Source organism: Pseudomonas fluorescens (assembly GCF_030344995.1).
Lineage (GTDB): Bacteria > Pseudomonadota > Gammaproteobacteria > Pseudomonadales > Pseudomonadaceae > Aquipseudomonas > Aquipseudomonas fluorescens_BF.
Genome location: NZ_CP128260.1, coordinates 993,842 through 1,014,238 on the forward strand (window position 1 = coordinate 993,842; position 20,397 = coordinate 1,014,238).

A 20,397-nucleotide genomic window follows, 5' to 3' on the forward strand; every position below is an offset into this window, starting at 1 on the left:
AAGGCTGAATTGAACAAAATCTGAACAGTTATTCTGTTATTACCGCCGGTTTGGTCGTGCGCTGCGCAGTCAGAAAACTGCCGTCAATCCGGGAGCGGTGAAGCGTTTCACTCGGGCGAGTGGAAACTCAGGCTGTAGTTCACGGCTTTCGGGCCTGGATCGAGGATGTCCAGGGCGATGTGGATAGGCGTCTGCGGCGGCATTTCCGCCATGCCTTCGAGGTCGCCGTTGAGGTATTCGCCGGGTTTGAAGCGACGACTGGCGATCAGGTGTCCGTTGAGGTCGGCGAAGCGCAACTCCAGCAGCGGAAATGGCTGCGAGAACGGCGCGCGGTTATAAATGATCGCGTCCACCACCAGCGCACCACTGAATTCCGGGTGGCTGCGCACCACCAGGTTGCTGCTTTTGATCTTGGCGATATCCACTTTGGACGGCACCGTGCAGCCGATTTGCGGACACAGCTGCTGGAACCACGGTCGGTACTGATCCTGGCGGGCCAGCTCATCGAAGTGATAGGCGATGTACTGTCCGCCCAGCCCGGCGGCGGCCAGCAGGATCAGCAACAGCCAGAGCAGACGACGGCCCCACGGCGAGCGGCGTTTCTGCCAGTCCAGTTGCAGCGGATCGTCGGTCAGATCCTGCAAGGCTTCGGCGCGAACACTGGATTCGACACGTTCGCGCTTTTTGCGCGCAGGTTCGCTCAGTGGCAGTTCGTCGTCGACGTCGTCGCTGGCCGACAGGCGTTCGCGGCGGGCATTCGGGTCGATCGGATCGTGCAGGCGCAGTTGCGGAATTGGCGGTTCGTCATCGAGATCCACCGGTTCCAGCGACAGCGACGGTTCGGTGCGCTCCGGTCGGGGCAGCTCGGGTTCGACGGCTTCGGGTGCCTCTTCGACTTCGGGTGAGCGTTCATCCGCCGGTTCGCTGAACAGACTGTCCGGCCACGTCGTGTCTTCCGGTTCGTGGCTGTCGCGGCGGGCGCTCAGGGCGTCTTCGCGTGGACGGCCGAACTCGATGGTCGGCTGGATTTCCCGCTGTTCAAGGCGAGCCAGCTCTTCGTCCAGATCCAGACTGTCCAGATCCAGCTCGGCGGCGCTCCATTGCTTCTGGCTGATGGCACGCGGTTCGGGCGTTTCGACGATGGCCGGTGGCTCAACAGGCGCCGGCTCGCTGATCGGCGCCGGCTCGCTGATTGACGGCGCCACCGGCGTGACCGCTTCCTTGCCTGCGTGTTGCTCCAGCAATTGCTTGGCGGCATTGAACACTTGCAGGCAGGAGCCGCAACGAACCACCCCGCGGGCCACGCTCAACTGGGCGTGGCTGACGCGGAAACTGGTTTGGCAATGCGGGCACTGGGTGACGAAGCTGTCGGTCATGCGGCGATCCGGATTGAGCAGGCGGTCATTCTAGCGCCGACGGCCGGTGATGCGCACCCAGCCATCACGATTGGCGATCGGGTCGAGATCGAAGTCCTGTGCGTAGGCGGCAGCGACTTCGTCACCTTGTTCGGCGAGGATCCCGGACAGTGCCAGGCGCCCGCCGGACTTGACCAGGCCGGACAGTTGCGGCGCCAGGGAAACCAGCGGACCGGCCAGAATGTTGGCCACCAGCACGTCGGCTTTGACCTGAGGCAGGTCTTGCGGCAGGTACAGTGGGAACAGTTCGTCTGCGATGTTGTTGCGCCCGGCGTTGTCGCGGGATGCTTCGAGTGCCTGCACATCGATGTCGGTGCCCACGGCTTCTTTCGCGCCGAGCAGCAGGGCGGCAATCGCCAGAATCCCGGAGCCGCAACCGAAGTCCAGCACGTTGCAACCTTTCAGGTCCTGGCCGTCCAGCCATTCCAGGCACAGGGCGGTGGTCGGGTGAGTGCCGGTGCCGAATGCCAGGCCCGGATCCAGCAGCAGGTTGACTGCGTCCGGCTCCGGTGCGGCGTGCCAGCTCGGCACGATCCACAGACGCTGGCCGAAACGCATCGGCTGGAAACCATCCATCCAGCTGCGTTCCCAGTCCTGGTCTTCGATCACTTCGCTGTGATGCTCGGGCAGCGGGCTGCCGGTCAGCAGTTCCAGATGGGCCAGTACCGGGGCGGCTTCGGTGCCGCCCTCGAACAGGGCCAGCAAATGGGTGTGCGCCCACAGCGGGGTGGTGTTGAGTTCCGGTTCGAAGATCGGCTGATCTTCGGCATCCATGAAGGTCACCGAAACGGCGCCGACTTCAAGGAAAGCGTCTTCGTAGGTTTCGGCTTGTTCCGGGCTGATGGCGAGTCTTACTTGCAGCCAAGGCATGGCGGGCACCTGTGAAAAAGATTGATTGCAGCCTAGCGGCCTGCGAGAAGCGCGCAAGTTTACGCGAGCGCGACGGTTTTGTGGGAGCGGGGAATGTGTGAGCAGATGAAACCTTCGGAAACAACAAAGCCGCCCGAAGGCGGCCTTGTCTGGTGCGGGCTGAAGCTTAGTGCTTGTCGCCAGCCAGCTTGTGCTCGAGGTAGTGAATGTTCACGCCCCCTTTGCAGAAGCCTTCGTCACGGGTCAGATCACGGTGCAGCGGGATGTTGGTCTTGATCCCGTCGACCACGATTTCGTCCAGGGCATTGCGCATGCGGGCCATGGCTTCGTCGCGGGTCGCGCCGTAAGTGATCAGCTTGCCGATCAGCGAGTCGTAGTTCGGCGGAACGGCATAACCGCTGTACAGGTGCGAATCGACGCGAACGCCGTTGCCGCCTGGCGCGTGGAAATGCTTGACCGTACCCGGGCTCGGCATGAAGGTTTTCGGGTCTTCGGCGTTGATCCGGCATTCCAGCGAGTGACCGCGGATAACCACATCATCCTGAGTGAACGACAGCTTGTTGCCAGCGGCGATGCTGAGCATCTCCTTGACGATGTCGATACCGGTGACCATTTCCGAAACCGGGTGCTCCACCTGAACACGAGTGTTCATTTCGATGAAGTAGAAACGACCGTTCTCGTACAGGAACTCGAAGGTGCCGGCGCCACGGTAGCCGATGTCGATGCACGCCTTGACGCAGCGAGCCAGGACTTCCTTGCGCGCGTTCTCGTCGATGCCCGGTGCCGGCGCTTCTTCGAGAACTTTCTGGTGGCGGCGTTGCAGCGAGCAATCGCGGTCGCCCAGATGGATGGCGTTGCCCTGGCCGTCGGACAGAACCTGCACTTCGACGTGACGCGGGTTGGTCAGGAATTTTTCCAGATAGACCATCGGGTTGCCGAACGCCGCGCCAGCTTCGGAGCGGGTCAGTTTCGCCGAGGCGATCAGGTCCTCTTCCTTGTGCACCACACGCATGCCGCGACCACCACCGCCGCCGGCGGCCTTGATGATCACCGGATAGCCGACTTCACGACCGATGCGCAGCGCCGTTTCCTCGTCTTCCGGCAGCGGGCCGTCGGAACCAGGAACGGTTGGCACGCCCGCTTCGATCATCGCGTGCTTGGCCGATACCTTGTCGCCCATCAGGCGAATGGTTTCGGCTTTCGGGCCGATGAAGGCGAAGCCGGAGTTCTCGACCTGCTCGGCGAAATCAGCATTTTCCGCGAGGAAACCGTAGCCTGGGTGAATGGCGGTGGCGCCAGTCACTTCAGCGGCCGCAATGATTGCCGGGATGTGCAGGTAGGATTGCGCGGCAGAAGCCGGGCCGATGCAGACGGATTCGTCTGCCAGACCCAGGTGCATCAGCTCTTTGTCGGCCTTGGAGTAAACGGCGACGGTCTTGATGCCCATCTCTTTGCAGGCACGCAGAATCCGCAGGGCGATCTCACCGCGGTTAGCGATCAGAACTTTTTCCAACTTCGCAGTCATCAAAGGCTCTCCGCAGTTCAAACGATGGTGAACAGCGGTTGGTCGTACTCAACCGGCTGGCCGTCTTCGACGAGGATGGACTCGATCACACCGCTGGTTTCAGCTTCGATGTGGTTCATCATCTTCATGGCTTCGACGATGCACAGGGTGTCGCCTTTCTTCACGGTCTGGCCGACTTCAACGAAGGACGGCGAGGTTGGCGAAGATTTGCGATAGAAGGTGCCGACCATCGGCGAACGGGCAACGGTGCCGTTCAGCGCTGGAGCAGCAGCGGCAGCTGGAGCAGCGGCTGCAGCAGCAACCGGAGCGGCAGCGGCGGCAGGTGCAGCGGCCGGAGCCTGCATCGGAGCCGGTGCGTAGTACTGCTGCGCCGGGGTCTTGCTGTGACGGCTGATGCGTACGGACTCTTCGCCTTCCTTGATCTCGAGCTCGTCGATGCCGGACTCTTCCAGCAATTCGATCAGTTTCTTAACTTTACGGATATCCATGAATCATCAACTCCCAAGGGTCGGTCAGGGGCGTATAGCTTGGTGTTCAAGCTGCTCTAGTGCAGCCTCCAGGGCCAGTCGATAACCGCTGGCGCCAAGGCCGCAGATCACTCCTACCGCTACATCGGAGAAGTAAGAGTGATGGCGGAAAGGTTCGCGTTTGTGCACGTTGGACAAATGCACTTCGATGAATGGGATGCTCACTCCCAGCAGCGCGTCACGTAATGCGACACTTGTGTGTGTAAATGCTGCCGGGTTGATCAGAATGAAGTCCACGCCCTCGCCGCGTGCGGCGTGGATGCGGTCGATCAATTCGTACTCGGCGTTGCTTTGCAGATACAGCAGATGATGGCCGGCTTCACGGGCGCGGCGTTCCAGATCCTGATTGATCTGCGCCAGGGTGGTCGACCCGTAGGTCCCGGGTTCCCGGGTGCCGAGCAGGTTCAGGTTGGGGCCGTGCAGCACCAGTAGCGTTGCCATCTGCGTGTTCCTTGTTATGGGTGAGCCTTCGTCAGAACCCGGCGACTATGCCGCAAAGACTTTGTGACTGTCCAGTTCTCTGCAATAGCCAGCACGATGACCGATGTTTGCGCAAAATATGTGACTGAGTGATTAAATCCGGTCATTCGCTTTGGCGACACGTTCGGCGAAGTCGCTTGCGTTGATCTCGCCGATCACCCGCACATCGCGACGTTCCACCCCGTCCTTGCCGAAGAACATCAGCGCCGGTGGGCCGAACAGGCTGTAGCGGTCGAGCAGGGTGCGCTGTTCGGCATTGCTGGCGGTGATGTCGAAACGAATCAGCCGATAGCCCTTGAGCCGATCCACGACCGTGGCGTCATTGAGCACTTCGTGTTCGATGACTTTGCAGCTGATGCACCAGTCGGCGTACCAGTCGAGCAGCAGCGGGGTGCCGGCGGTTTTCGCTTCGAGCAGCACCCGGTCCAGTTCTGCCGGGGTGCTGACGGTCTGCCACGAACCGCTGTTTTGTGCGGTCGAGCCGCTGTCGGCAAGGCGTGCCGGGGCTATCGGATTCAGCGGGTCGGTCTGCCCGCTGAATGCGCCATACCAGCAAGCCAGCGCATAAAACAGCAGGAACATGCCGAGCAACTGGCCGAGGCGTTTGCGCGGCGGTTTGTAGACGAATTCCAGAGCGCCGAGGAACAGGGCGACGCCACCGGCCAGCAAGCCGATCAGCAGCAGCGTGATCTGCCCCGGCAACACCCGGCTGAGCAAGCCGATCGCCAGCCCGAGCAGCAACACACCGATGCCGTTCTTCACGTACATCATCCACGGCCCGCTTTTCGGCAGCCACGCCGCGCCGCCGGTGGCGACCAGCAACAGCGGCGCGCCCATGCCCAGCCCGAGCATGAACAGCTTCAAGCCACCGCCCAGCGCATCGCCACTGGCGCTTATATAAAGCAACGCACCGGCCAGCGGTGCGGAAACGCACGGCGATACCAGCAGACTCGACACCACGCCCAATACCGCCGCGCCCCACAGCGAGCCGCCTTCGGTGCGCCCGGCGATCCTGTCGAGGCGGCTGCTGATGAAGTGCGGCAGTTTCAGCTCGAACACGCCGAACATTGCCAGCGCGAACACCGCAAAAAACATCGCGAACGGCACCAGCACCCACGCCGATTGCAGCCGTGCCTGCAAATTCAGTTGCGCGCCGAACAGCCCCATCAAGGCCCCGAGCAGCGCGAAGCACGCGGCCATCGGCAGCACATAAGCCAGCGACAGATTGAAGCCGCGCAAACCACCGACCTGTCCGCGCAACACCACGCCGGACAGGATCGGCAGCATCGGCAGTACGCAAGGCGTGAAGGTCAGGCCCAGGCCCGCCAAGAAGAACAGCGCCAGATCACGCCAGTCCCAACCCGTCACCGGAGCGGACGCGTCACTTGTCGCTGCGTTGCCCTCAATGCTCAGGCGTTCGGTTTCCGGTGGATAGCACAAGCCCTTGTCGGCGCAGCCCTGATAGGTGACGGCCAGGGTGAACGCCCGGGAGTCATTGCGGGGCACTTCCACGTCGAGAATGCCGTGGTAGACCTCGACGTCGCCGAAATACTCGTCGTGTTTCTGTTCGCCTTGGGGCAGTTGTGCGGCGCCGAGTTTCACCTCGGCAGGCTCGGCACGAAACTGGAAGCGATGGCGGTAGAGGTAATAGCCTTCGGTGGCGACGAAGCGCAGTTTGACCGATTGCGGCGTGCTCTCGACCAGGCTCAGTTGAAAGGCTTCGCGCACCGGGAGGAAGTCGGCGCTGTTGTTGACCGAGCCCAGCGTGGCGCTGGGTTTGCTGTCGAACAGACCGGCGGCGCCGGCCGGCAGGGCGAAGACGAAAAACAGCAGGCAGAGCAGACGGCGCATGACAATCTCGCGAATCAAAGGTGCGGGAATGATAGCGGACTTGGCCCTGCGCTGTGTGTCACACGCGGAACGCTTGCACGGCGGTGTGCAGCTGGCCGCCCAGCAACAGCAGGTTCTCGCCTTGCTCGCGGCCCTGGCCGATGCGCAGCAGATTGTCCCCGCCCAATTGGTGAATCCGCTCGCTGTGATCGCGGATCTCGCTGACCGCGCCGCTCTGTTGCGCGGTGATGTCGGCGATGCGGATCGCGGTGTCGGAGATGGTCTGGATCGCGCCGACAATCTTGTCCAGCGCACCGTCCGCCGATTGCGCCTGATTGGCCGTGGCCTCGGCGTGTTCGACCTGCGCGCGCATGCCCTCGACCGATTGCCGGGCGGCGGTTTGCAGGCCGGCGATCAGGGTCTGGATTTCCGCCGTGGCGCCGGCGGTGCGTTGCGCCAGCGAGCGTACTTCTTCGGCTACCACGGCAAACCCGCGGCCCATTTCCCCGGCGCGGGCGGCTTCGATCGCCGCGTTGAGCGCCAGCAGGTTGGTCTGGTCGGCAATCGAGCGGATCACCGTCAGTACGCCGCCGATGGTTGCCGACTCTTCGGCCAGGTGTTCGATCATCTGTGCGTTGCCTTGCACTTCGCCGACCAGCGCGTGCAGGCCGGTGAGGCTCTGGCCGATCACTTGTTGCCCGTGTTCGACGGCCAGTCCGGCATGACGACTGGCGTCGGCGGCCTGGCGTGCATCACCGGCCACTTGCTGGATGGTCGCCTCCAGTTCGCCAAGGGAATCACGGATCAGCGCGGTATCGCCGGCCTGATGTTCGGCACCGCTGTGCAAGTCATTGCTCAGCTCGGCGAGGGTGCGGCTGCTGCCGGCCACTTGCTCGGCATTGCCGCGAATCGTCCCGACCAGATCCACCAGATAGGCGCGCAGGCGATTGAGTGAGGCTTCGATGTCGTGCAGTTCGCGGTTGGTCTTGCCCAGATGAATGTCGCGGCTGAAATCGCCTTCGGCCCAGGTCGACAGCGCCGGGGCGAGGTTGGTCAGGGTGCGGGCCAGACGGCGCTGCAGGGTGTCGATCAGCAGCGCGATCAGCAGAATCAGGCCGATCATCACGCCTTGCATCAGCCGCACTTCGCCCTGGATCTGCCCGTGCTGGGCGCGCACCACGGGTTCGAGGCCGGCGATGGCTTGCTGCACTGCGGCGATTTTCTGGTGGGTTGCGGTGCTCAGGTCAGTGCGTTTCTGGATCTGATCGCGGGTGCGCGACAGCTCCGCCGGGTAACGACCGAGCAAGCTGTTGAGTTCGCGTTTGAGACCGACACCGGCATCTTCGGCAGCGGCTTTTTCTGTGTTTTCGATACCCATCATCGCAGCGAAGTCGTCGCTGCCGGATTCACTGCTGGTGACCACGCCGAGCAAGGGCAGGGCATCGATTGTCTGGGCCTGGGCGCGGATGTTGCTGACTTCGCGCTCGACATCGGCGGCCAGTTCACTGCGTCCGCTGCTGACCAGTTTGTCCCGGGCCAGCGACAGTTTGCCCAGATGTTGAGAGGCGACCAGCAGGGGCGTGAGATAGGTCGCGTTGCCGCCGGCGTAGGTGCTGAGCTGGTCGAGGCTGGCGCTCAACTCACGTTCGGCCTGCAACAACAGAGCCTGCGGATCGCCGGCCAGTTTGCCGGCGGCCAGCAGGTCGGTTTTGCTGAATTCGTCGAGGCTGGTGAGGCTCGGGCGCAAGGTGTCGGCCAGGGCTGGCGGCAGCTCGCCGAGTTCTTCCTGCAAATGATCGATGGCCTGGCTGGCGCTGCTCAGGCGCAGGGCGTCGCCGCTGGCGAGGTAATCCTCGACGTTGCGTGCCACGTCATTCTGAAATTGCTGCGACAGTCCCAGGTAACGCTCCATCAACAAATACGGGCGTTCGAGGGCTTTCTGCGACCACCACAGCGTGGCGCCGAGGGCCACGCAGACGGCGACCAGCAACAGAGTATTGAGATTGGTGAGCAACTTCAGGCGCATGACGGCTACCAACGGCAGAATGGTAAGCGCCTGAATTTATTGCGGTTCTGTTACAGGGTTATGACCGATTGGGTCGAATCCGATGAAAAAGTGGCACTTTGCTTTGAGTCCCGCGCGGTCTGCACCCGATTGCGTCCTTCGCCCTTGGCGCGGTACAGCGCCTCGTCGGCCTGGCTGGCCATCATCAGGCTGTCGGAGTCGTCGTGCATCTCGACCACGCCTGCGCTGAAGGTGCACCACAGATCCTGCGGCTGGGCCGGATAGTGGATCTCGGCAAAGCGCTGGCGAATTTCGTCGAGCACTTTGTGCGCGGCTTCTATATCGGTGTCGGGCATGACGATGGCGAATTCTTCGCCGCCGTAACGGCCGATGAAATCGGTCTTGCGCAGACGCTGCTTGAGGAACAGCGCCAGGCTCTTGATCACCCGGTCGCCCATGGGGTGGCCGTGGCTGTCGTTGACCCGCTTGAAGTGGTCGATGTCGAGCATCGCAAAGCTCAGCGGCTTGTTCTCGCGGCGGGCGCGGAACGAGCAGTCTTCGAGCAATTGCAGAATGTGCGTGTGGTTGTACAGGCCGGTGAGGCTGTCGCGGACCATCCGTGCTTTCAGGTTGCGCGCACGGGCGGCGCGGTTGCGCACGGTGGTGATCAGGTGGCGCGGCTTGATCGGCTTGGTCAGGAAGTCGTCGCCGCCCTCGCTCATGGCGTCGAGCTGCTTGTCCAGATCGTCCTCGGCCGACAGGTAAATGATCGGCACGCTGACGTAGCGGTCGTTGTGACGGATTACTTTCGCCAGCTCGGTGCCGGTGCAGGCCGGCATGTACATGTCGAGGATGATCAGGTCCGGCTGGAAGTCCGCCAGCTCGGCCATCGCCTGGATCGGTTCGATCAGGGTGCGGGTGACGATCCCGGCGCTGTTGAGCAGGCGTTCGGTGTGCAGGGCCTGGGCGCGGGAGTCGTCGATGATCAGCACTTTATAGGGTTCGTACTGGGCGACGCAGGTCAGGACTTCGATCTTCTCCAGCAGGCTCGAAGCTTCGAGGGTGCCGGTGAGAAATTCCTGGCCACCAGCGCGCACTGCGGCGAGGCGGGTCGGGGTGTCGGTTTCGTGCAGGCTGAAGAACAGCAGCGGCAGCGGTTCTTCCAGACCTTGCTGGGCTTCGGCAGCGAGTTTCAGGCCGACGCCGGCACCGCTGAAGTCCACGTCCATGACGATTGCGGCCGGCAGGCGCTCGACCATCGAGGAGCGAAATGCGGAAACGCTGTCCAGCGCCTGGGCGCTCAGACCGAAAAACTCCAGCTGCTTGGCCAGCCGCTCGGCGCGGTCGTGATCCTGCAGCATCACGTAGATCGGTTTGCGCAGGGGCGGCAGAAAGGTCTGGTCAAGCTGATCGCCATGGCGCAGGCCGGTGCGCGACAAGCGCTGCATCAAACGGTTGAGATCGGTGATCAGGCCGCTGCTCAGGCGTCCGCGATTGGCGTCCACCGCTTCCAGCGACTGACTGATGTGGCGGGCCAGCTGCGTGTGTTCGGGCTGTTCGAAACGCTCGGCAAAACGCAGGAGGCGCAGATTGGCCTCGCTCAGTTCGGCGAGATCGGCAGTGGACCACTCACTGCGTTGCAGGCGCTGCCATATCTCAAGAATCTGACGTGCCTGATGAATTACCCGCTGGGCAAAGTGGTGCTTGAGGCGCTCACGGCTGGGGTCTTCTGGCTCGGTCATATCCTGACTACTAGTTAGGCTGCATGCTGAGATCGACTGGTGGCTCTATGCTAGCACCTCTTTTCCCTTACATGAGTGTCGTACGTCAATAATCTGCAATGCAGCATCATTCAGTTTCTGACTGCCGGGTTTCAATTTGAACCTGGTCGTCGGGGAAGGCCCCGTCTGCCGGGCATTTGCTGACCTGCACACCGGTGAATTTATCGGAGGATGAGAAAGGTGGGGCAGGGTATTTTTGCCGTGCCGTTGCGGGTCTCGGCGGCGCAGTGGCAATGAATCCGCCATCGGGGAATCCCTTAGGGCGGTCTGTTCCAGCCTTGCGTCGGGTCGTGAGACATATTGACGGGTGCCGGGTCGAGGCACGTTGTTGTATGGTTGCGGTCGAACCGTTGAACCCAAGATTGAAAGGATATCGCCATGCTGGACTGGAAGAACCGCGCGGGCAGCGCGCCTGAACGTGCCGCCGAGCCCAAGTCGGCCGCCCGCAGCTATGTCGGCGGGCTGTTGTTCAGCCGGGCGCTGGCCACGCTGGTCGCCATTTATCTGTTGGTGACTATTGCCCTTGGCTGGTACTGGAGCCAGGAGCCGGCGCTGTTTCCCGTGGCGCAGAACGCTCAGGTTGCCGCCGAGAAGGAAGGCAAGCAGATGGTGGTCGGTTACACCACCGTCGAAACCCTGAAAACCGTTGCCGGCACGTTGCTCGACAAGCCGGGTGGCTACATTTCCAACGACCGTTTCCCGCCGGGCCTGTGGATGGACAACATGCCGAGCTGGGAATACGGCGTGCTGGTGCAGGTGCGCGACCTGACCCGTGCCCTGCGCAAGGATTTCGCCCGCTCGCAATCGCAATCGGCTGAAGACGCCGACCTGGCCAAGGCCGAGCCGCGCTTCAACTTCGACAACAAGAGCTGGATCCTGCCGTCCAGCGAGTCGGAATATCAGGAAGGCATCAATTCCCTGAGCCGTTATCAGGCGCGCCTGTCCGACCCGACCCAGAAAAACGCGCTGTTTTATGCCCGCGCTGACAACCTGAACAACTGGCTGGGCGATGTCGGCACCCGCCTCGGTTCGTTGTCGCAACGCCTGTCGGCCAGTGTTGGCCGGGTCAAGCTCAACACCGCGCTGAAAACCGAAGTACCGGCGGTGGGTGAAGTGCCGCAGGTCGACGAGGAAGTCGTCGAGACTCCGTGGATGCAGATCGACAACGTGTTCTACGAAGCTCGTGGCCAGGCCTGGGCGCTGTCGCACCTGCTGCGCGCGATCGAGGTCGATTTCGCCGACGTGCTGGCGAAGAAGAACGCGACCGTCAGCGTGCGTCAGATCATTCGTGAGCTGGAGGCGTCTCAGGAGCCGGTCTGGAGCCCGATGATTCTCAATGGCAGTGGCTTCGGCGTGCTGGCCAACCACTCGCTGGTCATGGCCAACTATATTTCCCGGGCCAACGCCGCCGTGATCGATTTGCGCCAACTGCTCAATCAGGGCTGAGTCATGGACGAGAGCGCCAAAGAGGCGGCCCACCGCGCCGCCTCGGATGCCGAACAGATCGCCTGGGTCGACGAGCAGGACAACCTGCTCGGCGCCCTGGTGCGTTCCGACCTGCGCGAGCGCGGGCTGATCGGCCGTGGCACCTACATCATGCTGTTCAACTCCGCCGGTGAACTCTGCGTGCATCGGCGCACGTTGAGCAAAGCCATCTATCCCGGTTACTGGGACGTGGCGGCGGGCGGCATGGTGCAGGCGAACGAGACCTACGCCGAGTCGGCGGCCCGTGAGCTGGAAGAAGAATTGGGCGTGAGCGGCGTCGAGCTGACGGCCCACGACCATTTCTACTTCGAGGACACCGGCAATCGCCTGTGGTGCTCGGCGTTTTCGGCGGTGTGGGACGGGCCGCTGATCCTGCAGCCCGAGGAAGTGCTCGAAGCGCGCTTCATTCCGGTCGAGCAGGTCATGCTGGAAATCCAGCAAAAGCCTTATTGCCCGGACTCTCTGGCCGCGTTGAAACGCTATCTGAAGGCGCAACAAAGCGACGTCGCAAAGAACACATAAATTGGCGCCGATTGGCACTTAGCAATCGACGTTTTTGCCGTTACACTGCGCGACCTTTTCAAGCTGTGCCGGCCCGCTTTCAGGAGCTCATGGCACAGTAGCGCTGCCCCTGCCTGAGTGGGGCTTCGCGGTCGATAGCCTTGCCCAAGGCTGCGATCAGTCTTTGTCCTCCCGAGAGGATTGCCGGTGGCCAAAAAAGCCGCATCCTTCGCCGCCCTGGGCGGCCTGGTATTTTCCACCGACGCAGGTCGTCATTGCCCGGAATGCAGCAAGCCGGTGGACGCCTGTATCTGCAAGCAAACCGTGATCCCGGCCGGCGACGGCATTGCCCGCGTGCGCCGCGAGAGCAAGGGCCGTGGCGGCAAGACGGTGACCACCATCACCGGCGTGCCCCTGGCCGAAGACGCACTCAAGGAGCTGGCGACAACGCTGAAGAAGCGTTGCGGCACCGGCGGTGCGTTGAAAGACGGGGTCATCGAGATTCAGGGCGACCATGTCGAGCTGCTCCTGGCCGAGTTGGTCAAGCACGGTTTCAAGGCGAAGAAGTCCGGCGGCTAGCAGCCTCTGTGAAACCCACCGGCGGCTTGATTCAGCTCCAGAGTTCCTGGGTCTGACGTCGTTTCCATGGTTTTCACAGAGCCTGTTCATGACCGGTTTCTAAACTCAACGCTGTCAGCGCGGTCTACCGCCCCGCTGACGAACCGTCATTTTCATTCTTTAGACTGCGCCGGCCTGAGATCAGGCGACGCACTATGACTTCTTTATAGGGGACTTCGATGTCCGTACGACGCACACGCAAAGACGATGGCAGCCAATGGACAGTTGCGGACAGCCGCAGTGTTTACGGGATTCGCCATTGGGGGGCCGGGTATTTCGCGATCAATGACGCCGGTCGCGTCGAAGTTCGTCCGAACGGCCCGAGCAGCTCGCCTATCGATCTGTTCGAACAAGTCGACCAGTTGCGCAAGAGTGGCTTGTCCCTGCCGCTGCTGGTGCGTTTCCCCGACATCCTGCAAGACCGCGTTCGTCAGCTGACCGGCGCTTTCGATGCGAACATCGAGCGTCTGGAATACCAGAGCAAATACACCGCGCTGTACCCGATCAAGGTCAACCAGCAGGAAGCGGTGATCGAGAACATCATCGCCACCCAGAACGTTTCCATCGGTCTGGAAGCCGGCTCCAAGCCTGAGCTGCTGGCGGTGCTGGCACTGGCGCCGAAGGGCGGCACCATCGTCTGCAACGGTTACAAGGACCGCGAGTTCATCCGTCTGGCGTTGATGGGCCAGAAGCTCGGCCACAACGTGTTCATCGTGATCGAGAAAGAATCCGAAGTCAGTCTGGTAATCGAAGAAGCTGCCTCGCTCAAGGTCAAGCCGCAGGTTGGCCTGCGCGTGCGTCTGTCGTCGCTGGCGTCGTCGAAGTGGGCGGACACCGGTGGCGAGAAATCCAAGTTCGGTCTGTCGGCGGCGCAACTGCTGTCGGTGGTCGAGCGCTTCCGCGCGGCGGGCCTGGATCAGGGCATCCGTCTGCTGCACTTCCACATGGGTTCGCAGATTGCCAACCTGGCCGACTACCAGCACGGCTTCAAGGAAGCGATCCGTTACTACGGCGAGCTGCGCAACCTCGGTCTGCCGGTCGATCACATCGACGTCGGCGGCGGCCTGGGTGTGGACTACGACGGTACGCACTCGCGCAACGCCAGTTCGATCAACTACGACATGGACGACTACGCCGGTGTCGTGGTCGGCATGCTCAAGGAATTCTGCGATGCGCAGAGCCTGCCGCATCCGCACATCTTCTCCGAAAGCGGTCGCTCGCTGACCGCGCACCACGCGATGCTGGTGGTGCAGGTGACCGACGTCGAGAAACACAACGACGACGTGCCGCAGATCGAGAACAAGGAAGCACTGCCGGAAACCGTGCAGTGGCTGGTTGACTTGCTCGGCCCGACCGACATCGAAATGGTCACCGAAACTTACTGGCGCGCCACTCACTACATGAGCGACGTGGCCGCCCAGTATGCCGACGGCAAACTGACCCTGGCCGAAAAAGCCCTGGCAGAACAGTGCTACTTCGCCGTGTGCCGGCGTCTGCACAACTCGCTGAAGGCGCGTCAGCGTTCGCACCGTCAGGTACTGGACGAACTCAACGACAAGCTGGCCGACAAGTACATCTGCAACTTCTCGGTATTCCAGAGCCTGCCGGACACCTGGGCGATCGATCAGGTCCTGCCGATCATCCCGCTGCACCGTCTCGACGAAGAGCCGCTGCGTCGTGCCGTTCTGCAAGACCTGACCTGCGACTCCGACGGCAAGATCAACCAGTACGTCGACGAACAGAGCATCGAGACCAGCCTGCCGGTGCACGCGCTGAACGAAGGTGAGGACTACCTGCTGGGCGTGTTCCTGGTCGGCGCCTATCAGGAAATCCTCGGCGACATGCACAACCTGTTCGGTGACACCGACTCGGTGAACATCTACCAGAACGCCGATGGCAGCGTGTACCACGCCGGCATTGAAACCCACGACACCATCGAAGACATGCTGCGCTACGTGCACCTGTCGCCGGAAGAGCTGATGACCCACTACCGCGACAAGTGCGCCAGTGCCCGCATCAGCGCCAGCGAGCGCACCCAGTTCCTCGATGCCTTGCGCCTGGGTCTGACCCGCTCCTCCTACCTGTCTTCCTGAGGCCAGGTTCCGCTTTCATCTGGTTGTCTGAAATTGTTCCGCTCACTGCGGACGTTTCAGACAACCGGGTGAGACGCTTCTTTTTCTCTTCGCGAAACGGCTTGCTTCCAGGCCAGCAAAGTGACGTCGTCTGCTTTTCGCGTAGGTCATTTCCGAATTTGTAGTTCGGCCCTCTACTCGGCCATGGGTCTCGGCGAGAATCCCCGCCCGCCCCCCTGTAGAGAATCCCCCCATGTTCGATCCAGCCGACGAGCCGTCGTTTCGTCTCGATGTAGCGGGCCTGTCCAACTCACTTGAAGTCCTGGCATTCACCGGTTGCGAAGCCATCAGCGAGCCTTTTTCATTCGAAATCGATGTGCTGGTCGATGACCCTCACCTTGACCTTGCAGGCCTGATGTATCGTTCCGCGCGCTTGTGCTTCGGGCCTTGCGGCAATGGTATTCACGGGCAGTTGCACAGCCTTGTCCAGCATGAACAGGGGCGCGGTGCCCGGTTGTTTCGGGCGCGGCTCGGGCCGCGTCTGAGCTGTCTGGGCCTGCGTAACAGCCAGCGCATCTTCAGTGATCTTTCGATACCGCAGATTCTTGATCAGGTGCTCAGGGAGCACGGAATCAGCGGCATCCGGCGCCGATTCGATCTGCACGGTGCGTATCCGCCCCGGACGTTCTGCACCCAGTACGGCGAGTCGGATCTGCAACTGTTGCAGCGGTTGTGCGGCCAGGCACGCATTCACTATCACTTCGAACACGGGAGCCGGGGACATTGCCTGGTGTTCGGGGACGATCCGGCCCGGCTGCCCCGCGCCGGGAGCCTGCGATTCGAGGGCGAGGAAGGGGAGTCGCGGGCATTGAGCCGCTGGCAAGTGGGCGAACATGCGGGCCTGCACTCAGAAGGCTCGCGGCGGACACGTACGGCGCAGGGGCATTCCGGTTCGCCGACCCTGCGCAGTGGTCACTGGCTGACGATCTCCGGCCAGCCTCTGGCGGACGCGAATGCGCACTGGCTGGTGAGCCGAATCGAGCATCGGGCCGATCAGTCCCTCGAGCCGCCCTACGGCAACCGGATTTTTGCCGCTGACCAGTTATCGCTGCCCCGGTCATCCGTTGCAGACCGGGGGGCGCGCATGTGCAGCCCGCAACGTGCGTGGGTGGTGTCGGTCGAGGAGGCGCAACCGGATGCCGTGCGGCCGGTGGCCGTTCAGTTCGACTGGCTCTATCAGGGGGAAGGGGCCCGCCCCAGCCACTGCTGGCTGCCGCTTGCGCCGGCGTTGGCCGATACGCCGATGGCATCATTGAAGGACGGGGTAGAGGTGGTGGTGAGTTTTCTGGAAGGTGACCCTGAGCAGCCCGTGATCAGCGGCGTCTTGCAGGTTCCGGCACTGACCGAAGTCATCGAGGATGACGCACCGTCACCGCTGCCCTCGCGTCTGGCGAGCGCGGGCCTGCCTCAATGGCTGAAAGCGGCCGAGCCATTATTGTTGTTGTGCCTGATACCCGGAGGCGGCAGTTATCGCCATTGCGCGGCGTCACTGTGCAGCTGTCGATTGGTCGCCGGGCTCAAATCGAGCGACGGAAGATGAGCGTCGCGACTCCCGGACAGCGCGCTCAGTGGTTGTTGCTGGACATCGCACAGGCGCCGCAGGCCGTGCAGACGTTACGCCGGGGATTTGCCGGTGTGCACAGCCTGAGGCTGTTTGACGGTACGGAGTTTCAGCCTGTCAGTGAACAGGGCCCGTGGTTGATCGACTTGCGTGACAGCCCGGCGCTGTCGGCGCTCTGCCACACCGATCCGCTGACCTGGCAAGGTCTGCTGCTGGGCAGCGAGGCCTCGGAGCCGTCATTGCGCGAACACTTGCAGCGGATGCTGACTGTGTCTGTCGGCCTGAATCACCGGGCGCTGCTCAATTTCTACAATCGGCAGACTGCCAGCTACTTTTTCGATGCCTGCGACGCCCGACAATTGAGCTGCTGGCTCGGGCCGATCAGATGGCTGCGCTGGTTTGGCGGGACCTGGGCCGATCTGGCTGGCGGCAGTCAGGGCTGGCAGCAACTGCGCAATCCGGGGCTGGCCGTGGAGCCGCTGCGGATCGAGCAAAGCCTGACCCGTCGACAGCGCGAACGCCTGCACCGTTGTCTGCTGGATCAGCATGTCTGGCGCTGGAGTCAGGCGATGGAGAACGACTATCGGCTGATGTCGTCCTTTCAGGAGCAAGGCCTGGAATTGGGGTTCAGCGAGCAGGCGCTACTGGACGACTGGTTGTGGCTGCGTCTGCAGCATCCGCATGCCGAGCTGACGCCGCTGCCGCAAGGATTGGCCCCACGGGAACGGCTTGAGTTGTTGCGTCGGCGCTGGTTGAACGACCCGTCGTGAGGCACCGTATCAGTGAGCGGCACCGTTGAACCAACCATCGGTGCGCCGCAGCCACCACGCCAGTCCCCCGAGCGTCAGGCTGCGCAGCACCATGAACAACAGGAATGAAATCCACAGGCCGTGATTGCCCAGACCTTGCAGGGCCCAGGCGACAGGCAACAGCAGAATCACGGTCGCCAGCATGCCGTTGCGCATTTCCCGGGCGCGGGTGGCACCAATGAACAGGCCGTCGAGCAAGTAGCTCCAGACCGCGATCAACGGCAGAACGGCCAGGTAGGGCAGGTAGATGAACGCGGTCTCGCGCACGCTCTGGATGTCGGTCTGCATTTCGATGAACAAGTGGCCGGCCAACAGAAACAGTGCCGCAAAGCCCAGGCTCGCCAGCAACGACCAGCCACCTGCAACCACCAGCGAGCGGCGCAGGGCCAGACGATCACGGGCGCCGATGGCGTGGCCGCACAGGGCTTCGACGGCGTGGGCCAGACCGTCCAGCGCGTGGGCGGTCAGCAGCAGGCCGTTGAGCAGCAGCGCGTTGGCCGCGACCGTGGCATCGCCCAGTCGCGCACCCTGCACGGTGATCAGGAAAAACACCGATTGCAGGGCCAGGCTGCGGATGAAAATGTCACGGTTGACCGCCAGCAACGGGCGCCAGCTCTGCCAGACTTTCAGGGCGGCCCAGGCGATGTGTCCGGGATAGGCACGAAGTGCTTTGCGAGTCATCCACAGGCCGAGCAGGGCGCCGCTCCATTCGGCGATCACCGAGGCGCGCGCCGAACCGACCACGCCCCAATCCAGGCCAATCACGAACCACAGGTTGAGCACGATGTTGATCAGGTTGGTGCTCAGCAGAATCGCCAGCGGCGCCCGGGCGTTCTGGGTGCCGAGGAACCAGCCGACCAGCGCATAACTGGCCAGCGCCGCCGGCAGACCGAACAGCCGGGTATGGAAGAAGTCGCGAGTCAGTTGATCCAGTTCCGCCGACGGTTGCATGAAGTGCAGCGCGACCCCGCTCAGCGGTACGCCCAGGGTTCCGAGCAGCAGCGCCAGCCCCATCGCCAGCAGCAGGCCCTGAAGCAGAATCTGCCGCAAGGCCGCGCCGTCGCTACGCCCGGCAGCCTGGGCGGCGAAACCGGTGGTACCCATGCGCAGGAATCCCATGGCCCAGGCCAGAAAGGTGTACAGGCTGGCGCCGACGGCCACTGCGCCCAACTGATGGGCGTGAGGCAGATGCCCGATGACGGTGCTGTCGACCAGCGCCACCAGCGGCACGGAAATGTTGGAGAGGATCATGGGGGCAGCGAGGGCCCAGACCCGGCGATGGGTCGGGCGGTCGCGCCAGTCGGCGATCAGGTTGGACATGCGGGCTCCTTGGGGAGCGGCATTGTAGCGGGAGGTGTCAGTGAATGATCCAGCTCAGCAGCCATAATCCCAGCAGCAGCCAGATGATCCCGGCAATGATCGAGGCATTCATGAACGCGCGGATCGCCGACCACAGCAGCATCAGGCCGACGATCAGCGCGATGATGCTGATGATCGACGTGTCCATGCCCAGCGCCTTCGACAGCCCTTCGACAAAGTTGCCGCCGGCGTTGCCGAGCAGATTGAACAGGCCGCTGAGGCCGTCGACGATGAAGCGGATGATCGAGCCGAGCGCCTGGCCCAGCCATTCGAAAAAGCTTTCTACCTGCATGTCTGTTTCCTGATGAAAGAGCTGAGCCTTGGGCCGCAGCGGGGGCGGTCGAGTTCCCTGCAAGCATAGAGGGTTTTAACGGGCGACTGGCCCTTGCCTTCGCGCAGCTTCCCCCCGAAGCTATACGCCTTCAGGAGAGCCCGATGAACCTTGTTGAACTGACCGAACGCCTGCACGCCATTCGCGACCGCAATGACTGGCGGCAATTTCACAGCCCGAAAAACCTGGCCATGGCCGCCAGCGTGGAAATGTCCGAACTGGTGGAAATCTTCCAGTGGCTGACCGAAGACCAGTCCCGCGAACTGCCGGCGGACAAACTGGCCCACGCCGGGCAGGAAGTCGGCGACATCGTTCTCTATCTGTTGCTGCTGTGCAGCGAACTGGGGCTGGACATGAATGAAGTGGTGCGCAGCAAACTCGCCGACAGCGAACGGCGGTTCAGCTGATGAGCGACCGTCATTTCGATCAGTTGGCGACCCGCTTCGCCGAGAAAATCTACGGCGGTGCCAAAGGTGCGATCCGCCTCGCGGTGTTGCAGGCCGACCTCGCCGAAGCCCTGCCGGATCGTCCGTTGCGGGTGCTGGATATCGGTGGCGGCCTGGGCCACATGTCGCTGTGGCTGGCCGAGCGCGGGCACGAGGTGACCTTCACCGAACCGGCCGAGCCGATGCTTGAAGGCGCACGCCAGCGCTTTGCCGATGCCGGGCAAACCGCAACGTTCATTCAGGCGCCCTGGCAGGAACTGCTCGGCCAGCTCACCGAACCCTACGATCTGGTGCTGTGCCATGCAGTGCTGGAGTGGCTGGCCGAACCCCACGCGATCCTGCCGGTGCTGCATCAATTGACCAAGCCCGGCGGCTGGCTGTCGCTGGCGTTCTACAACCGCGATGCGCTGATTTACCGGAACCTGCTCAAAGGCCATTTCAAGAAAATGCGCAAGAACGAGATGGCCGGCGAGAAGCAGAGCCTGACCCCGCAGCAGCCACTCGATCCACGGGAACTGGCGACGCAACTCGCCGGGTTGTGGCAGGTCGAAACTCAGAGCGGGGTGCGGGTTTTCCACGATTACATGCCGGTGGAATTCCAGGCCCGCGCCGAGTTGATTGATTTGCTCGAGATGGAACTCGCACACCGTCGTCACCCAAGCTTCGCCGGGCTTGGGCGCTACTTGCACTGGATCTGCCGGCCGATCTGATCGGAGCGAGAT

18 protein-coding genes are annotated in these 20,397 nt (G+C 62.6%); 8 read left to right on the top strand and 10 right to left on the bottom strand.

Annotation, left to right across the window (positions count from 1 at the left end):
- Positions 1–107: 107 nt before the first annotated feature.
- The 8 genes from QR290_RS04415 to gcbA form a co-directional block, all read right to left on the bottom strand.
- Positions 108–1,376: a DUF3426 domain-containing protein gene (locus QR290_RS04415; protein ID WP_289204404.1), complete on the bottom strand. Its 1,269-nt coding sequence runs from the start codon at positions 1,374–1,376 to the stop codon at positions 108–110.
- Between the two features lie 30 nt (positions 1,377–1,406).
- A complete protein-coding gene (prmA, locus tag QR290_RS04420; protein WP_289204405.1) occupies positions 1,407–2,285 on the bottom strand; it encodes a 50S ribosomal protein L11 methyltransferase in 879 nt (292 codons plus the stop codon).
- A gap of 166 nt (positions 2,286–2,451) precedes the next feature.
- Entirely contained in the window at positions 2,452–3,810 is a 1,359-nt protein-coding gene (accC, locus tag QR290_RS04425) for an acetyl-CoA carboxylase biotin carboxylase subunit (RefSeq protein ID WP_289204406.1), read from the bottom strand.
- Between the two features lie 17 nt (positions 3,811–3,827).
- The gene (gene accB / locus QR290_RS04430) at positions 3,828–4,298 is read right to left on the bottom strand and encodes an acetyl-CoA carboxylase biotin carboxyl carrier protein (protein ID WP_064379210.1); all 471 of its coding nucleotides are present in this window, start codon (positions 4,296–4,298) and stop codon (positions 3,828–3,830) included.
- A 24-nt stretch (positions 4,299–4,322) separates the two neighbouring features.
- On the bottom strand, positions 4,323–4,778 hold the full coding sequence (gene aroQ / locus QR290_RS04435; RefSeq protein ID WP_064593231.1) for a type II 3-dehydroquinate dehydratase: 456 nt from the start codon (positions 4,776–4,778) through the stop codon (positions 4,323–4,325).
- A gap of 132 nt (positions 4,779–4,910) precedes the next feature.
- Positions 4,911–6,668, bottom strand: a complete 1,758-nt coding sequence (locus QR290_RS04440; protein ID WP_289204407.1) for a protein-disulfide reductase DsbD — start codon at positions 6,666–6,668, stop codon at positions 4,911–4,913.
- Positions 6,669–6,726: 58 nt separating this feature from the next.
- Positions 6,727–8,673 (bottom strand): methyl-accepting chemotaxis protein, encoded by a 1,947-nt coding sequence (locus tag QR290_RS04445; protein WP_289204408.1) that lies wholly within the window; start codon positions 8,671–8,673, stop codon positions 6,727–6,729.
- Positions 8,674–8,723: 50 nt separating this feature from the next.
- Entirely contained in the window at positions 8,724–10,394 is a 1,671-nt protein-coding gene (gcbA, locus tag QR290_RS04450) for a diguanylate cyclase GcbA (RefSeq protein ID WP_085609200.1), read from the bottom strand.
- A gap of 417 nt (positions 10,395–10,811) precedes the next feature.
- On the opposite strand from gcbA, the gene QR290_RS04455 reads away from it, so the two are divergent.
- The 6 genes from QR290_RS04455 (at position 10,812) to QR290_RS04480 (ending at position 17,500) form a co-directional block, all read left to right on the top strand.
- Positions 10,812–11,879 (top strand): DUF2333 family protein, encoded by a 1,068-nt coding sequence (locus QR290_RS04455; protein ID WP_007951018.1) that lies wholly within the window; start codon positions 10,812–10,814, stop codon positions 11,877–11,879.
- A gap of 3 nt (positions 11,880–11,882) precedes the next feature.
- Positions 11,883–12,440 (top strand): NUDIX hydrolase, encoded by a 558-nt coding sequence (locus QR290_RS04460; protein ID WP_007951017.1) that lies wholly within the window; start codon positions 11,883–11,885, stop codon positions 12,438–12,440.
- A gap of 186 nt (positions 12,441–12,626) precedes the next feature.
- A complete protein-coding gene (locus tag QR290_RS04465; protein ID WP_064379228.1) occupies positions 12,627–12,998 on the top strand; it encodes a translation initiation factor Sui1 in 372 nt (123 codons plus the stop codon).
- Positions 12,999–13,216: 218 nt separating this feature from the next.
- Entirely contained in the window at positions 13,217–15,130 is a 1,914-nt protein-coding gene (speA, locus tag QR290_RS04470; protein WP_289204409.1) for an arginine decarboxylase, read from the top strand.
- A 232-nt stretch (positions 15,131–15,362) separates the two neighbouring features.
- Positions 15,363–16,709, top strand: a complete 1,347-nt coding sequence (locus QR290_RS04475) for a type VI secretion system Vgr family protein (protein ID WP_289204410.1) — start codon at positions 15,363–15,365, stop codon at positions 16,707–16,709.
- Positions 16,706–17,500 (top strand): DUF4123 domain-containing protein, encoded by a 795-nt coding sequence (locus tag QR290_RS04480; RefSeq protein ID WP_289204411.1) that lies wholly within the window; start codon positions 16,706–16,708, stop codon positions 17,498–17,500. Before QR290_RS04475 ends, QR290_RS04480 begins: the two co-directional genes overlap by 4 nt.
- A 9-nt stretch (positions 17,501–17,509) precedes the next feature.
- Here the strand turns inward: QR290_RS04480 and QR290_RS04485 are convergent, their stop codons facing one another.
- Complete coding sequence (locus QR290_RS04485; RefSeq protein WP_102718484.1) at positions 17,510–18,859, bottom strand: MATE family efflux transporter; 1,350 nt, start codon at positions 18,857–18,859, stop codon at positions 17,510–17,512.
- Between the two features lie 37 nt (positions 18,860–18,896).
- Positions 18,897–19,190, bottom strand: coding sequence for a hypothetical protein (locus tag QR290_RS04490; protein WP_115076409.1), 294 nt, complete (start codon positions 19,188–19,190; stop codon positions 18,897–18,899).
- Positions 19,191–19,333: 143 nt separating this feature from the next.
- On the opposite strand from QR290_RS04490, the gene QR290_RS04495 reads away from it, so the two are divergent.
- The gene (locus QR290_RS04495) at positions 19,334–19,636 is read left to right on the top strand and encodes a MazG-like family protein (protein WP_011332275.1); all 303 of its coding nucleotides are present in this window, start codon (positions 19,334–19,336) and stop codon (positions 19,634–19,636) included.
- A complete protein-coding gene (locus QR290_RS04500; RefSeq protein WP_115076410.1) occupies positions 19,636–20,385 on the top strand; it encodes a methyltransferase in 750 nt (249 codons plus the stop codon). Before QR290_RS04495 ends, QR290_RS04500 begins: the two co-directional genes overlap by 1 nt.
- Positions 20,386–20,397 lie beyond the last annotated feature (12 nt).

Excerpts from the sequence above, each read along its gene's own strand:
- QR290_RS04415 (WP_289204404.1), bottom strand. The coding sequence starts at position 1,376 with ATGACCGACAGCTTCGTCACCCAGTGCCCGCATTGCCAAACCAGTTTC.
- prmA (WP_289204405.1), bottom strand. The coding sequence starts at position 2,285 with ATGCCTTGGCTGCAAGTAAGACTCGCCATCAGCCCGGAACAAGCCGAA.
- accC (WP_289204406.1), bottom strand. The coding sequence starts at position 3,810 with ATGACTGCGAAGTTGGAAAAAGTTCTGATCGCTAACCGCGGTGAGATC.
- accB (WP_064379210.1), bottom strand. The coding sequence starts at position 4,298 with ATGGATATCCGTAAAGTTAAGAAACTGATCGAATTGCTGGAAGAGTCC.
- aroQ (WP_064593231.1), bottom strand. The coding sequence starts at position 4,778 with ATGGCAACGCTACTGGTGCTGCACGGCCCCAACCTGAACCTGCTCGGC.
- QR290_RS04440 (WP_289204407.1), bottom strand. The coding sequence starts at position 6,668 with ATGCGCCGTCTGCTCTGCCTGCTGTTTTTCGTCTTCGCCCTGCCGGCC.
- QR290_RS04445 (WP_289204408.1), bottom strand. The coding sequence starts at position 8,673 with ATGCGCCTGAAGTTGCTCACCAATCTCAATACTCTGTTGCTGGTCGCC.
- gcbA (WP_085609200.1), bottom strand. The coding sequence starts at position 10,394 with ATGACCGAGCCAGAAGACCCCAGCCGTGAGCGCCTCAAGCACCACTTT.
- QR290_RS04455 (WP_007951018.1), top strand. The coding sequence starts at position 10,812 with ATGCTGGACTGGAAGAACCGCGCGGGCAGCGCGCCTGAACGTGCCGCC.
- QR290_RS04460 (WP_007951017.1), top strand. The coding sequence starts at position 11,883 with ATGGACGAGAGCGCCAAAGAGGCGGCCCACCGCGCCGCCTCGGATGCC.
- speA (WP_289204409.1), top strand. The coding sequence starts at position 13,217 with ATGTCCGTACGACGCACACGCAAAGACGATGGCAGCCAATGGACAGTT.
- QR290_RS04475 (WP_289204410.1), top strand. The coding sequence starts at position 15,363 with ATGTTCGATCCAGCCGACGAGCCGTCGTTTCGTCTCGATGTAGCGGGC.
- QR290_RS04480 (WP_289204411.1), top strand. The coding sequence starts at position 16,706 with ATGAGCGTCGCGACTCCCGGACAGCGCGCTCAGTGGTTGTTGCTGGAC.
- QR290_RS04485 (WP_102718484.1), bottom strand. The coding sequence starts at position 18,859 with ATGTCCAACCTGATCGCCGACTGGCGCGACCGCCCGACCCATCGCCGG.
- QR290_RS04490 (WP_115076409.1), bottom strand. The coding sequence starts at position 19,190 with ATGCAGGTAGAAAGCTTTTTCGAATGGCTGGGCCAGGCGCTCGGCTCG.
- QR290_RS04495 (WP_011332275.1), top strand. The coding sequence starts at position 19,334 with ATGAACCTTGTTGAACTGACCGAACGCCTGCACGCCATTCGCGACCGC.
- QR290_RS04500 (WP_115076410.1), top strand. The coding sequence starts at position 19,636 with ATGAGCGACCGTCATTTCGATCAGTTGGCGACCCGCTTCGCCGAGAAA.